We start from the raw sequence: 13,371 nt of genomic DNA on the forward strand, positions 1-13,371 counted from the left end.
GGGGTCGCCTTTCTTTTGGGTACTTTTCTTTGGCGAAGCAAAGACAAAGTACCTCGGCCGCCGGGCCGAGACCCGGCTCCCGCCTTCAAAACAAAAGCAGAAGCATCCACAGCCACAAAAGGCAACACGCCCCCACCACGCTACGATCCACCCCAAGCCAACCGCGCTTGCGCCCCGAATGAACCCACTCTCAAAACCAACCCGCTACGAAGCCGTAGACGCCCTGCGCGCAGCAGCCATGGTCTGGATGGCCGCCTTCCACTTCTGCTTCGACCTGGCCCACTTCGGCGTCTGGCCCCAGGACTTCCGCAACGACCCGGTCTGGACCACCCAGCGCACCCTGATCCTGAGCCTGTTCCTGTTCTGCGCCGGCCTGGGCCAGGCCATCGCGCTGCACCAGGGCCAGACCTTCCAGCGATTCACCCGCCGCTGGCTGCAGATCGCCGGCTGCGCCCTGTTGGTGAGCCTGGGCTCGTTCTTCATGTTCCCGCGCAGCTTCATCTACTTCGGCGTGCTGCACGGCATGGCGGTGATGCTGCTGATCGCGCGCTTCACGGCCGGATGGGGGGCCTGGCTGTGGCTGTGCGGCCTCGTGGCGCTGGCCCTGCCCGTGGCCGCCACCCACCTGCTGACGGGCACCTTCAGCGACCTGGCCCCAGCCTTCAATGCGCGCACGCTCAACTGGCTGGGTCTCGTGGCGCGCAAGCCCTTCACCGAGGACTATGTGCCCATCTTCCCCTGGCTGGGTGTGCTCTGGTGGGGGCTGGCTGCGGGCCAATGGGCCCTGCGCAAGGGCGGGGACAGCTGGCTGCAGGCGCCACTGCCCAAGGTGTTCGCCCCTCTGGCGGTGCTGGGCCGCTGGTCCCTGAGCTTTTACATGGTGCACCAGCCGGTGCTCATTCCCATCGCCATGGGGCTGGCCTGGGTCTTCAAGCCATGACGTGATTGGCCAACAAGCAAATCCCATGAAAAAACGCGGCCGAGGCCGCGTTTTTGCTGGGAGGAAGGCTTGTTGGGGATCGATTACTCGACCTTGGCCTTGGAGCGCAGCTCTTCCTGGTACTTGGCCAGCTTTTGCTGTTGCAGTTGCTGAGCGACCTGGGGCTTCACGTCTTCGAGCTTGGGCAGCTCGGCCTGGCGCACGTCGTCCAGGCGGATGATGTGGTAGCCGAACTGGCTCTTGACCGGGGTCTGCGACATCTTGCCCTTTTCGAGCTTGATCATGGCTTCGGTGAATTCCGAGACATAGCTCGAAGGGCTGGCCCAGTCCATGGCGCCGCCGTTGGCACCGGAGCCTGGGTCCTTGGATTGCTTCTTGGCGATCTCTTCGAACTTGGCGCCCTTGTTGATGGCGGCGATGGCGGCCTTGGCGTCGGCTTCCTTCTCGATCAGGATGTGGCTGGCCTTGTATTCCTTGCCGCTGTTGGCGGCCACGAACTTGTCGTACTCGGCCTTGATTTCCTCGTCCGTCACGGGATTGTTCTTCTGGAAGTCCACGAACAGTTCACGGATTAGGATGGTCTGGCGTGCCATTTCCATCTGGACCTTGAAGTCACCCGAGGTTTCCAGGCCGCGCTTTTGCGCTTCCTGCATGAAGACTTCGCGGGTGATCAGTTCGTCCTTGATCTGGCCTTCGACTTCCGGCGTCACGGGGCGGCCCGAGTTGGCCAGCTGGCGCTTGAACACTTCAGCGCGTTCCTTGGGGATGGCCTTGCCATTGACGATGGCGAGATTCTGGGCGGAAACGGGCAGGGCCATCGTGCCCAGCACGGCAGCGGCCACGAGGCCGGACAGGAGCTGTTTCTTCATGCGGAATCCAAAAAATGAGAAGGTAATTTGCCAGCTGAAATCCGGCAGATGGAGATATAAGGCCGGTTCAGAGAATTTCAATGGCAAGGGCGTGAACGCCCTGGTCGATAAATTCCTGCAGCGAATCATACACAAGCCGGTGGCGCGCCACGCGGGCCTTGCCTGTAAACATTGGTGAGGCGATCCGCACGCGAAAGTGGGTGCCAAAGCCGGTCCCATTGGCGCCGGCGTGTCCGGCATGGTCGGCGCTCTCGTCGATCACTTCCAGCGCCGTGGGCGCCAGGCGCTCGGCCAGGCGCTCGTGCATCTGCCGGGCCAGGGAGGGCATGGCGGCTGCATCGGGGGTCGTCATCATGGTCATGCGGCGGGCTCGTCGTTCTTGAGGTGGGGCGCAATGTAGATGCCCTGCGCCACCAGGAAGACCAGCGGAAACGCATAGCCCCAGAGCTTGAACTCCACCCAGGCCTCGGTGCTGAAATTGAGCACCACATAGGCATTGATGGCCGACATGAAGGCGCAGTAGATCACCCAGGCCACGTTCAGGCGCATCCAGACGCCCTCGGGCAGCTCCATCTGGCTGCCCAGCAGCAGCTTGAGGTAGTTCTTCTTGAGAATCCACAGCGCCACCGCCAGCGCCAGCGCCATGGCACCGTAGAGCACCGTCGGCTTCCACTTGATGAAACGGTCATCCTGCAGCACCAGGGTGAGCGTGCCGAACAGCAGGATCAGCACCAGCGTCACCTTGTGCATGGTCTGAAGGCGCCGGTCGATCAGGTAGATCAGGGCCATCTGCACCACCGTGGCCGCCATCAGCACGCCCGTGGCCACATAGATGTTGTAGAACTTGTAGGCGCCGACGAACAGCAGGATGGGGAAAAAGTCGATCAGAATTTTCATTGAATGCGAACGTCAGTTCTTCATGTATTGCGCTGCACCCCACACGGCGCGCTGGCCAGACCAGCGGCCGCCGAGCAAGGGCCGCCCCGCCGCGCTGGCGGCGTCCCCCTTGAGGGGGAAGGCGCGAAGCGACTCAGGGGGTGCTTCATTTCACTTGTCCTCGAAATCGAGAGAGGCCGAATTCATGCAGTAACGCAGGCCGGTGGGCTGGGGGCCATCTTCGAACACATGACCCAGGTGGGCCCCGCATTGTGCACACACCGTCTCGGTGCGCACCATGCCATGGCTGTGGTCCACGATTTCCTGGATGGCGCCGGGCACGGCTTCGGAAAAACTGGGCCAGCCGCAGCCCGCGTCGAACTTGGTGTGCGAATCGAACAGCTTGGCGCCGCAGCAGATGCAGTGGTAGCTGCCGTCGGCCCAGTGGGCCTCGTACTTGCCGGTGAAGGGGCGTTCGGTGGCAGCGTAGCGCGTCACCTGCAGGGCCGCCGGTTCGGCGCCCTTTTCCTGGAGCACGGCCTGCCATTGGGCATCGGTCTTGTGGACGGGATAGGTCATGATGAACAGCTGATCTCGATGGTGGAAGCCCAGGCGGGCGGGAAGGCAGCATAGGATTCGTGCCCCGGATGCTCCTCACATGGGCTCGCCAGCAGCCGCTGCAAGGTTTGGAGTGCGCTGAAGTCGCCAAATTTCGCCGCACGGATGGCTTCTTCGCACAAATGGTTGCGCAGCACGAACTTGGGGTTCACGGCCAGCATGGCCTCCGATGCACGGGCCCGGTCGGCCAGCCGGGGCTCGGCCAGGTAGCGGGCAAGCCAGGCGTCCCAGCCCTCCTGGTCGGGAATCATGCCGCGCACGGGCTCGAATTCGCCCGTGCCGACGGCACGCGACAGGCGGCGCCAGAAGATGGGGTAGTCCACACCGCCCTTGGCCAGCAGCACCAGCAGGCCATCGACCAGTTCGGCATCGCCCTCACCGGCCGCTTCGCCCAGCCCCAGCTTGGCGCGCATGCGGGCCATGAACTCGGCAGGGAAGACGGCCTTGTACGATTCCAGCGCCGCCATGGCCAGTTCCTGGTCGCCGATCAGCGGCAGCAGCGCCTGCGCCAGACAGAACACGTTCCAGTACGCCACATTGGGCTGGCGGTTGTAGGCATAGCGGCCCTGGGTGTCGCTGTGGTTGCAGACATGGCCAGGCACGAAGGAGTCGAGGAACTGGAACGGGCCGTAGTCGATGGTCAGGCCCAGGATGCTCATGTTGTCGGTGTTCATCACCCCGTGGCAGAAACCCACGGCCTGCCACTGGGCCATGAGCACCGCCGTGCGCTCGCTCACCGCCTGCAGCAGCGCCGCATAGGGGTTGCCCGCCAACTCGCTGCGCCCCCGGCATTCAGGGTAATAGCGGTCGATCACATAGTCGGCCAGGGCCTTGAGCTCCGCCTCCATGCCATTGGCCGAGAAATGCTCGAAGTGCCCGAAGCGGATGAAGCTGGGCGCCACGCGGGTCACCACGGCCGCCGTCTCGACCTCTTCACGGCGCACCGGCGCTGGCGAACCCGTGATGCACAGCGCCCGCGTGGTCGGCACGCCCAGGGCGTGCATGGCTTCGCTGCACAGGAACTCGCGGATGCTCGAGCGCAGCACGGCACGGCCATCGCCCATGCGGGAGTACGGCGTGCGGCCAGCCCCTTTGAGCTGGATCTCGTAGCCTCCGGCCGTTTCACCCAGCAAGATGGCCCGGCCATCACCCAGTTGGCCCGCCCAGATACCGAACTGGTGCCCGCTGTAGACGCTGGCCAGCGGGCGTGAGCCCGGCAGCACGGCATTGCCGGTGAAGGCCTGCAAGGCCGCGTCGCTGCGCAGCCACGCCTCGCTGATGCCCAACAGGCCTGCCACGTCGGCGCTGGACCCCACCCAATGGGGGCTGGGCAAGGGCGTGGGCTGCAGCTCGGTGAAAAACGCCGGGCCCAGGCCCGCAAACCCGTGGCGCCAGGCCAGGCCGGATGCCGATGCGGCCTCGCTGTCGATGGACATGTTCATGCCCTGATTGTCCCTGAGCCGCGAGGCCCCGCTCCCAGTCGGGGCTTGCGATGGCCCGCACTCTGTTTTGTCACCAATCGTTTCCAGACCGGCAACGATCCCCATGTTGATCGACGGGACTCCGTTGGCCCTCAGAAATCAAAAAATCCAATTCAAATCAATTACTTAAAAGACCATTTGGAATCCATCCAAGACGCATTCCAGCAGAAAAATTCAGGGTAAACCCACCTCTTCTACCTCAGCAATTATTCCTAAAACTGAAATAGATAGTTCGCGACTGAGTGGTTTTTTCCTGGACACCATCGGCGTACAGTTCAACCCATCGATGAGCCGAACCCGCAAGGCGACTCACCGAACCCGGTTCAGGAATGGTTTCTGTCCCGGTTTTATTGAGACGCTTCTTTTTCTTCCAAGGATTTCATCATGAACACGACCGCACGTTTCCTCTCCATCGCCGCTGTGGCTGCTTTCGCTTCTTTCGGCGCCCACGCCGACGAAGCCGATGCTTCGCAATTCGCCACGAAGTTCGAAACCAACCGCACCCGCGCCGAAGTGGCTGCCGAAGCCGCCACCGTCGCCCAGACCCGCAGCATCGAGCCTGCTGGTTCGCGTGTGGTGACCTACAAATCGACGGCTGACCGCGCTGCCGTGCGTGCCCAGGCTGCTGACGCTGTGCGCACCGGCCAGATCTCTTCCGGCGAGATCGGCGCCCTGTAATCAGCGCCCCGAACTGACACCAGACCAACCCTATTCAAGAATCGAGATCACCATGAACAAGACCGCTCGCATCCTCTCCATCGCCGCTGTGGCTGCTTTCTCTGCCTTTGGCGCCCACGCTGACGAAGCCGATTCCTCGCAGTTCGCCCTGAAGTTCGACACCAACCGCACCCGTGCCGAAGTGGCTGCCGAAGCTGCTACGGTTGCACAGACCCGCAGTATCGAGCCTGCTGGCTCGCGCGTCGTGACCTACAAGTCCACCGCCGACCGTGCTGCCGTGCGTGCTGCCGCCGCTGAAGCCGTGCGCCTGGGCCAGATCCCTTCGGGCGAAATCAGCGCCTTCTGAACACCCAGCCTGACAAGGCTCGCCAGTTGCGGGCCTTCCCATGGTGGTGGCATTTCACGGTCGTGGGTGCCGCCACCATGTGGAAGTGTTTCCCCACCCCCCAGCAAAAAGGGCTCCCATGCGGGAGCCCTTTTTCGTGGTGCGGGTTTGCCACAATCGGTCGTGACGCTCTGCCGATCCGACCGCAACATGCCCTCCACTTCCCTCACCCCGCCCCAGGACGTTTTCCAGATCGGCTCCACCTCGTTCTCATTCTCCGCAGAGTCCAAGGTGGTGTTCGAAGACGGTGGCATGCGTTTCGATTTCAAGGCCAACCCTGTGCCCGTGCGCGGTACGCTGCGCGAGGAAGCCCTGCGCGCCTGGGATGGCACCCCTGCACCGCACCTGTGGTCCAGCGGCCTGTTCCATTTCGACGACCGCGCGGGGGAACCGCATCGCGTGTTTTCCTACCCGAACACCGACCCGGGCTCCCCATTCCATCTCTACGTCCAGGGTGTGGCGTACGGCCTGCGCTTTTTCGGCCAGGTCGAGCTGGCCCCTGACCGCATTGCCCTGCACGGCGTGCTGCGCCAGGAGCACCACGATAATTCAGAAGGCACGCCATTGCATCTGGTGCGCCACTTTCCGCGGGGCGAAGTACGCCCCAAGCCACGCGACTTCCACAGCCTGAAAGCCGCACAGGGCGTGCCCGCCGACACAGTGCGCCACCTGACCTTGCGCCAGCAATGGCGACCGGAGACCCCCCGGACGGACCGGTTTCCCGAAGAAGTGCTGGCGTTCACCGCCATCGAGTCGCTGATCATGGACTACGCCTCCACCGACCACGCCCGTTTCACGGAACTGCCCGCAGCCATTGGCACGCTGCGACAGCTGACCCGGCTGGACCTGTCCAATACCAGCGTGCGCCATTTGCCCGACGCCATAGGGCAGCTCAGACAATTGCGCCACCTGGCCATGTCCCCAGGGATGCTCACCAGCGTGTCCGAGCAGATCGCCCAACTGCCCCACCTCGAACGGCTGGACCTGGCCTACAACCAGCTCACGTCACTGCCCGAAGCCATAGGCCACATGCCCTCGCTCAAGGCACTGAAGCTGAGCGGCAATGCCTTCACCTCCCTGCCCGCGTCGATCGACCGCATCGAGAACCTGCAGGTGGACGTGCGCTACCTGCCGCTGTTCCGCGACATGCGCTACCGCCCCGAAATCGAGGTGGCCACGGGCGCCGAGCCGTTTCTGGCGCGCAGCAGCCCGGCGCATGCCGCCATGCTGCATGACGGCCTGGCCCGGCACGGGCTTCTGGACCACGAACCCCTTTTGCTGCGCCACGCGCGCCAGGCGCTGCGCTGGCGCACCACCGAGCCCGACGCGCCGCCGGTGCTGGGCGGCACCCGGTTTGGCGGTGCGCCGGATCTGCCGCCCGGCCAGCCCTACCCCACCACCGATGGCAAGCCCTGGCACTTCTATGCGCAGCTGGACCTCGATGCCATCGCGGCGCTGCAAAGCTGGCTGCCGCGCACCGGGCGGCTGTATTTCTTTGCCGAGAGCCAGGACCCGTCCGACGGCGTGCGCGTGTTGCACGACACGTCCCCGCGTGCGTCCCTCGCACCCCATGTCTGGGGGCCAGAGGTCGATTCGGTGGACGACATCGATGTGTCGCGGGCCTACAAGGGCTACCGCGCCGTGGTGGACGCCACCGTGTCCCTGCCCATCCTCTACAACGGCCATGATCGCTACACGGGCGAGGATGCCGGACTCATGGAGATCTATGGGGATGACGCACTGAGCGACACCTATGCAGAGCTGGCCGACGAACTGGCATCCAGCCCGGACAACCAGCATGGCGTGCACCTGCAGAACGCCTTTGTCTTCACCCAGCACGAAAACCCCGAGGAGCAATCCGTGGCGCTGCAACGCGGCAGCCCTGGAGAGTGGGTGGTCCTGTTGCGCCTGGGTTCGGACCAGCACCCGGGCTTCGAATTCTGGGATGCCGGCACGCTGACCTTCACCATCCACCGCAAGGACCTGGCCCTGGGTGACTTCTCGCGCGTGCTGGCCTTCATCGAGAGCAGTTGACGCAGTCGCACCTGCTCATATGGATTTGCATTGCGCTGCACGCCACCCGCGACACATGAAACTGGCGCGGCCAAGGCCAGCGCCCCCGCGCAAGGGCCGCCCCGCCGCGCTGGGGGCGTCCCCCTCCCGACTCGCGTAGCGAGGAGAGAGAGGGGGAAGGCGCGAAGCGCCTCAGGGGGTGTTTCATTTCAGGTCGTGGTTTGCACATGCAGGCGGCTCGACTTGCAGCGGTGCAAGGCGTTGTAGTACTCCAGGCGCCGGCCATTGGCGCCATAGGCGATGGACTCGATGCGCAGCAGCGGCTCGGGGGTTTCCAGCTGCAGCAGGCCGCAGGTCTCGGCATCGGGCAGCACGGCGTCGATCCAGCGCTCGGCGCGCACCAGGCGCACGCCGTACTGGCGGCGCAGCACGTCGTAGAGTGAGCGGTCGTCCAGGCGCATGCGGTGCAGGCCGGGCGCCAGGTCGGCGGGCACCACGGTCTCCACCAGCAGGCGCAGTTCGCCGTCCACGCTACGCAGCCGCTTCAGGGCCACGACCTGGGTGTCGTCGGTGAGGCCCAGCGCGCTGATCTCCTGCGGCGTGGGGTCGCGCAGTTGCTGCGACAGGATCTGCGTGCGCACCGAGCGACCCTTGCGCTCCATTTCGTCGGAGAAGCCGAGCACGGTGGAGACAAAATCCTCATCGCGTTCACGCGCCGCGACAAAGGCGCCGCGGCCCTTGATCTTGTAGATCAGGTTGTTGCGCACCAGGTCGGCCAGGGCCTCGCGCACCACGATGCGCGAGATGCCGAACTGCTCGCCCAGTTCGGCCTCGGAGGGCAGCTTGGCGCCGATGGCCAGGTCACCCTGCAGGATCTGCAGGCGCAGGGCATCGCGGAACTGCGCCCACAGGGGCGATTCGGAATTGCGGTCGAGCAGCGGCTGGAGTTCGTTCGGAGAATTCACGTCATGTCGGGCTCAGGGCCGGATGGGTGGTCAAAGGTGCATGAAAAGCCGGCACGGCATCGGAATCGGGGGCTGCGGGGGCCAGGCGCACGCCATGGCGCTCGCGCAGTGCAGTGGTGCAATTGTGCAACTCCTGCCGCTCGCGCCCTGCATCCCAGCCCAAAGCCTCTGCGGCAATGCCGGCCATCTCGGCCAGCGCAGCATCGGTGACCAGGCCGCGAATGGCCAGCAGCGTGCGGCGGATCACGAGGTCGTCGAGGTGGATCACCCCGGTTTCGGTGCACAGCCAGGCCACCTCGGCCGCCGAGTAGTCGGGTGCATGCTGCAGCGGCACGTCGCCCGCCACCTTGAAATGCGGGGCCATGCGCAGGGCCTCGGAGCCGTAGCGGCGCAGCAGCGCCTGGGCGCGCTCGCGTGCCAGGCCCGCATCCCGGGCAATGCGCTCGATGAAATGCTCGGTCGCCTGCCCGCCCTGCGGCATGCCCGAGCCCCCGCCAATCGGCAATTGCCGCGTGGAGGCCGTGCGCTCGCGACCCAACAGGTGCAGCACCTCGTTGGTGGCCTCTTCGGCCAGCGCACGGAAGGTGGTCCACTTGCCGCCCACCAGGCCCACGACCGGAATGTCGCGCGAAGGAGACGGCGGGTCGATCACCACCGAATGGTCGCGCGAGATCTGCCCGGGCTTGTCCGCGTCCGAGCGCGCCAGGGGCCGCACACCCACATAGGTGTAGACCACATCCTTGCGCCCGAACGACAGGTTGGGGAAGACCTCGCCCAGCACCTCCAGCAGGTAGTCCACCTCGGCCGGCTCGGTGGCGATCTGGTCGGGGTCGTCCACCGGGATGTCGGTGGAACCCACGAGCACGCGGTCCAGGAAGGGGTAGACGATGCACACGCGGCCATCCAGCGCCTCGAAGTACGCCATGCGGCCCTGCAGGGCATCGCGCAGCGCCGGGTGGTCGAGCACCAGGTGCGAGCCCTTGGTGCCCATCACGCGCGGCACGGCGCCGCCAAGCAGTGCCGTGCTGCGGTCCAGCCAGGCACCGCTGGCATTGACCACCGCATCGGCCGTCACCTGCACCACCTCCCCCGTGGTCTCGTCGCGCAGCGTGAGGGTCTTGCCCGCGCAGCCCATCACCCGGCAGTGGTTGGCCGCTGCAGAGCGGGGCTGGTCGCGGCAGGCATCGCGCACCAGCTCCAGCACCAGCCATTCGGGGTGGCTGATCCAGGCGTCGAAGAAGGTCGCGGTCCAGCGCACGGCAGCGCGGAACAGCTGGCGGTCGGCCGGCTGCACGCGGCTGATGCGGTGGTTGGGCATCACGCGCTGGCGCCGGCCCAAGAGGTCGTACAGGCGCAGGCCCGTGGCCACGGCCAGCAGGCCACGCGTGCGCTGGGGCGGCGTGCGGCCCAGGAACTTGAGCGCACTGCTCATCAGCCCGCCGAAGAAGCTCGACAGCGGCACCACGGTCTTGAGCGGCTGCACCAGGTGCGGCGCATTGCGCAGCAGCAGGTTGCGCTCGCGCGTGGCCTCGGCCACCAGCGAGAAGCTGCCACTTTCCAGGTAGCGCAGGCCGCCGTGGATCATGCGCGAGGGCGCGCTGCTGGCACCGGCGCTGAAATCGCCCTTGTCGACGATGAGGCAGTCCACCCCCTGCAGCGACAGGTCGCGGAACACGCCCACGCCGTTGATGCCCGCGCCCACGATCACCGTGGAGAAGTGGCGGCCGGCCACGGCGGCCGGGCGCACGAAGGGCAGTGCCGACGTGGTGCTCATGGCAATGCCTCCACCTGCTGCGCAGGAACAGGCGCCGGGATCGGCGTGGCGGGTGCGGGCGCGCGCTCTGGCGCATGGCCGGCCAGGTGGCCGAAGACAGGGGACATGGTGGTGATCAGCTCGTTGAAATCGGCGTTGAAATCCGCATGGGCCCGTGCCTGGCCGGCATCGGGCTCGACCGTGTCGCACGGTGCGCACAAGGGGGCCGCGTCGATGCCCTGCGACATCGCGGCGTAGATCGCAGCTCCCCGCGCACCGGTCTCATCGTCGGCGCAGCGCTCCACCGGGTGCCCTAGCAGGCCGGCCAGCAGGCGCACCAGGCGCGTATCGCTGGCGCCGCCGCCCAGCACGGTGGAGGCCGAAACCGGCAAGCCCCCGGCGGCCAGCCGGGCGGTGTGGCGCGCATGCAGCGCCGCCACTGCATCGACCACGGCCCGCGCCATGTCACCGCGCGTGTGGTGGCTCTTGAGGCCCACGAAGCCCGCGGTGACGCCGCCGCCACCGTTTACGAAGGGCAAGAAGCGCAGGCCGCCGGCCCCCAGCGGCACCGACATCGCCAGATCGACCACCGCGCGCGCATCGGGCAAGCCCAGCACGCCGGCCAGCCAGGCGATGTTGGCCATCGACGAAGGGCTGTTTTCCATGTACAGGCGCCGGTCGTGCGGGCCGAAATTGACGGTGGAGGCCACGTCCGGCCCGGGCGACAGCACCGGGCCGATGACGGCGTTCACGCACCAGGTTCCCAGCACGGAGACCGCACGGCCCCGCTCCTCGGCCCGCACCGCCGTCATCGCGGCCAGGAGGTCGATGGCGCCCATGGCCACCGGAATGCCGGCTGGCAGGCCATAGGCGGACGCTGCTGCGGGCTGCACCGTGCCGATGACTTCGCCACTGCGCACCAGCGGCCCGAAGGCCTGAGACGCCAGGCCGGCAATGCCGGACGCGGCAAAGGCCAGTGGCGACCAGGTGCCCGTGGCCACCGATAGCAGGCCTGCCGTGCTGGCATCGCTGGCGTCGGTGGCGATCTCGCCGCTGAGCAGAAAGCCCACGTAGTCCTTGGCAAACATCAGCCGCTGCAGGGCGCCGCGGCGCACCGCATCGCTGCCCAGCAGCTCGGCGGCAATCACGGTCGGCTGGCCCGGCCAGGGCTGGCAGCCCACCTCGGCCAGGAGCTCGGGCCCGCGGCTGGCGGCAAGCGACTGGGCCCGCGCCGCGGCGCGCTGGTCGGTCGAGGCCACGGCACGGCCGCCGGCCAGTTCATGGCGTGCATCCAGCGCGTACAGGCCGGCGCCGTGCCCGGTGCAGCCGATGGCGCGGACATCGTCCACCCGGTTGCCCAGCTGGTGCGCCACATCGCGCAACACGCTGGACAGAGCCGAGCGGATCATGGGCGCCCCCACTTCGCAGCCACCGCCGGGCAGGCGGTCGTGCTGCAGGGGCATGCGGGACAGGGCCACGGTGCGGCCGCTCGCGGCCTCCAGGGCCAGGGCTTTGAGGCTGCTCGACCCGAGGTCGATGCCGATCAGTAGTTGGGTCTTCATGTCATAACAGCTTCCGTCGAACCAGCGGGCTTATCCAGTAGTGTTTCCCCTAACTATCTGGCGATTCGATCCACGCTTACATTCTACCTGTCATAACAACTGTCGTGACAACAAGCACCCCATCCCAGCCCTGGAGAAAGCAGCACCATGTGCTGCCCCGTTCAACAAGAGGAGACAAAAAATGAGGCGTAATTTCCTGAAGTCCGCAGCAGCCGCCGGCATCGGCCTGGCCGGTACCAGCGCATTCGCGCAGCAGCCCGCAGCAGCCCCCGCCGCGGCGGGAGGGCTGCGTGGCAACCCCAGCGACGTCTACGTGATGAACGTGATGGTCTCGGGTGTGGAGTACTGGTTCCCGGTCTACGAAATGATGAAGCAGCTCGGCCGCACCCTGGGCGTGCGCACCCGCTACACCGGCACGCCCGAATACGACGTGAACAAGCAGTTGGCCTCGTTCGAGCAGGAGCTGGCACGCAAGCCCGCCGGCATCCTGCTGCACCCCATGAACCCCGATCCGTTCATCGAGCCCATCAACCGCGCCGCGGCCATGGGGATCCCGGTGGTCACCTTCGCGGCCGACTCGCCCAACTCCAAGCGCACCTCTTTCATCACCTCGGACAACGAGCGCGAAGGCGCGCAGGCGGCCGACGCCATCGCCGCGTCGATGAACGGCAAGGGCGAGTTCGCCGTGCTGGAGAACCCCGGCCAGGACAACCACGACCGCCGCATCGCCGCCTTCATCAACCGCATGAAGACCAAGCACCCCGGCATGAAGCTGGTGGGCCGCGCCGCCAGCAACCAGGACCCAAACAAGGCCTACCAGGCCGTGCAGAGCCTGGCGCAGGCCAACCCCAACCTGGGCGCCCTGTTCATGCCCGAGGCCAATTCGGCCCTGGGTGCCGCCCAGGCCAAGGTCGAGAGCAAGAAGAACATCAAGGTGATGTGCTGCGACGTGAACGCCAAGATCCTGGACATGATCAAATCCGGCGACGTGTTCGGCGCCATCAACCCCAACCAGGGCATGCAGGGCTACATGGGCATGATGATGCTGTTCCTGGCCAAGAACCCCGGTCTCATCGATCCGATGAACGATGCCAAGCGCAACGGCACCAACCCCATGGCCGTGCCCTTCCTGGACAACGGTCTGGCCGTGGTCAGCAAGGCCAACGCCGACGACTTCTACTGGGACAAGTACCTCGCGCGCCGCGGCACCAAGGGCATCAGCGAGTGAGCA

13 protein-coding genes are annotated in these 13,371 nt (G+C 66.1%); 5 read left to right on the forward strand and 8 right to left on the reverse strand.

Annotation, left to right across the window (positions count from 1 at the left end; all coding sequences use genetic code 11):
- Window positions 1-178 precede the first annotated feature (178 nt).
- Window positions 179-940, forward strand: coding sequence for an acetyltransferase domain-containing protein (locus AC3WOH_RS28530; RefSeq protein ID WP_492232682.1), 762 nt, complete (start codon window positions 179-181; stop codon window positions 938-940).
- 83 nt (window positions 941-1,023) lie between these two features.
- Here AC3WOH_RS28530 and AC3WOH_RS28535 read toward each other — a convergent pair whose 3' ends face one another.
- The 5 genes from AC3WOH_RS28535 to AC3WOH_RS28555 all read right to left on the reverse strand — a co-directional run bounded on the left by AC3WOH_RS28535 (window position 1,024) and on the right by AC3WOH_RS28555 (window position 4,745).
- Window positions 1,024-1,809, reverse strand: a complete 786-nt coding sequence (locus AC3WOH_RS28535) for a peptidylprolyl isomerase (protein WP_184865490.1) — start codon at window positions 1,807-1,809, stop codon at window positions 1,024-1,026.
- 67 nt (window positions 1,810-1,876) lie between these two features.
- Window positions 1,877-2,137: a BolA family protein gene (locus tag AC3WOH_RS28540; protein ID WP_492232734.1), complete on the reverse strand. Its 261-nt coding sequence runs from the start codon at window positions 2,135-2,137 to the stop codon at window positions 1,877-1,879.
- A gap of 29 nt (window positions 2,138-2,166) precedes the next feature.
- On the reverse strand, window positions 2,167-2,706 hold the full coding sequence (locus AC3WOH_RS28545) for a septation protein A (RefSeq protein ID WP_492232683.1): 540 nt from the start codon (window positions 2,704-2,706) through the stop codon (window positions 2,167-2,169).
- A 150-nt stretch (window positions 2,707-2,856) separates the two neighbouring features.
- Window positions 2,857-3,264 (reverse strand): peptide-methionine (R)-S-oxide reductase MsrB, encoded by a 408-nt coding sequence (msrB, locus tag AC3WOH_RS28550; RefSeq protein ID WP_184865495.1) that lies wholly within the window; start codon window positions 3,262-3,264, stop codon window positions 2,857-2,859.
- The gene (locus AC3WOH_RS28555) at window positions 3,261-4,745 is read right to left on the reverse strand and encodes a protein adenylyltransferase SelO (RefSeq protein WP_492232684.1); all 1,485 of its coding nucleotides are present in this window, start codon (window positions 4,743-4,745) and stop codon (window positions 3,261-3,263) included. Before AC3WOH_RS28555 ends, msrB begins: the two co-directional genes overlap by 4 nt.
- Before the next feature lie 423 nt (window positions 4,746-5,168).
- Here AC3WOH_RS28555 and AC3WOH_RS28560 point away from each other — a divergent pair, with 423 nt between their 5' ends.
- The 3 genes from AC3WOH_RS28560 (at window position 5,169) to AC3WOH_RS28570 (ending at window position 7,881) form a co-directional block, all read left to right on the forward strand.
- Window positions 5,169-5,462: a DUF4148 domain-containing protein gene (locus AC3WOH_RS28560; RefSeq protein WP_492232685.1), complete on the forward strand. Its 294-nt coding sequence runs from the start codon at window positions 5,169-5,171 to the stop codon at window positions 5,460-5,462.
- Window positions 5,463-5,514: 52 nt separating this feature from the next.
- Complete coding sequence (locus AC3WOH_RS28565; RefSeq protein WP_492232686.1) at window positions 5,515-5,808, forward strand: DUF4148 domain-containing protein; 294 nt, start codon at window positions 5,515-5,517, stop codon at window positions 5,806-5,808.
- A gap of 189 nt (window positions 5,809-5,997) precedes the next feature.
- Complete coding sequence (locus AC3WOH_RS28570; protein WP_492232687.1) at window positions 5,998-7,881, forward strand: DUF1963 domain-containing protein; 1,884 nt, start codon at window positions 5,998-6,000, stop codon at window positions 7,879-7,881.
- 188 nt (window positions 7,882-8,069) lie between these two features.
- Here the strand turns inward: AC3WOH_RS28570 and AC3WOH_RS28575 are convergent, their stop codons facing one another.
- Genes AC3WOH_RS28575 through AC3WOH_RS28585 form a run of 3 tightly spaced genes read right to left on the reverse strand, consistent with a single transcriptional unit; the run spans window position 8,070 to window position 12,140 of the window.
- A complete protein-coding gene (locus AC3WOH_RS28575) occupies window positions 8,070-8,825 on the reverse strand; it encodes a GntR family transcriptional regulator (RefSeq protein ID WP_094290671.1) in 756 nt (251 codons plus the stop codon).
- 1 nt (window position 8,826) lies between these two features.
- The gene (locus AC3WOH_RS28580) at window positions 8,827-10,599 is read right to left on the reverse strand and encodes a glycerol-3-phosphate dehydrogenase/oxidase (protein WP_492232688.1); all 1,773 of its coding nucleotides are present in this window, start codon (window positions 10,597-10,599) and stop codon (window positions 8,827-8,829) included.
- Window positions 10,596-12,140, reverse strand: a complete 1,545-nt coding sequence (locus tag AC3WOH_RS28585; RefSeq protein WP_492232689.1) for an FGGY family carbohydrate kinase — start codon at window positions 12,138-12,140, stop codon at window positions 10,596-10,598. The genes AC3WOH_RS28580 and AC3WOH_RS28585 overlap by 4 nt, the downstream gene beginning before the upstream one ends.
- A 181-nt stretch (window positions 12,141-12,321) precedes the next feature.
- On the opposite strand from AC3WOH_RS28585, the gene AC3WOH_RS28590 reads away from it, so the two are divergent.
- Window positions 12,322-13,368: a substrate-binding domain-containing protein gene (locus tag AC3WOH_RS28590; protein ID WP_184865503.1), complete on the forward strand. Its 1,047-nt coding sequence runs from the start codon at window positions 12,322-12,324 to the stop codon at window positions 13,366-13,368.
- The last annotated feature ends 3 nt before the right edge of the window (window positions 13,369-13,371 follow it).

It is taken from the genome of Acidovorax sp. FW305-C-20-28 (genome assembly GCF_058783375.1).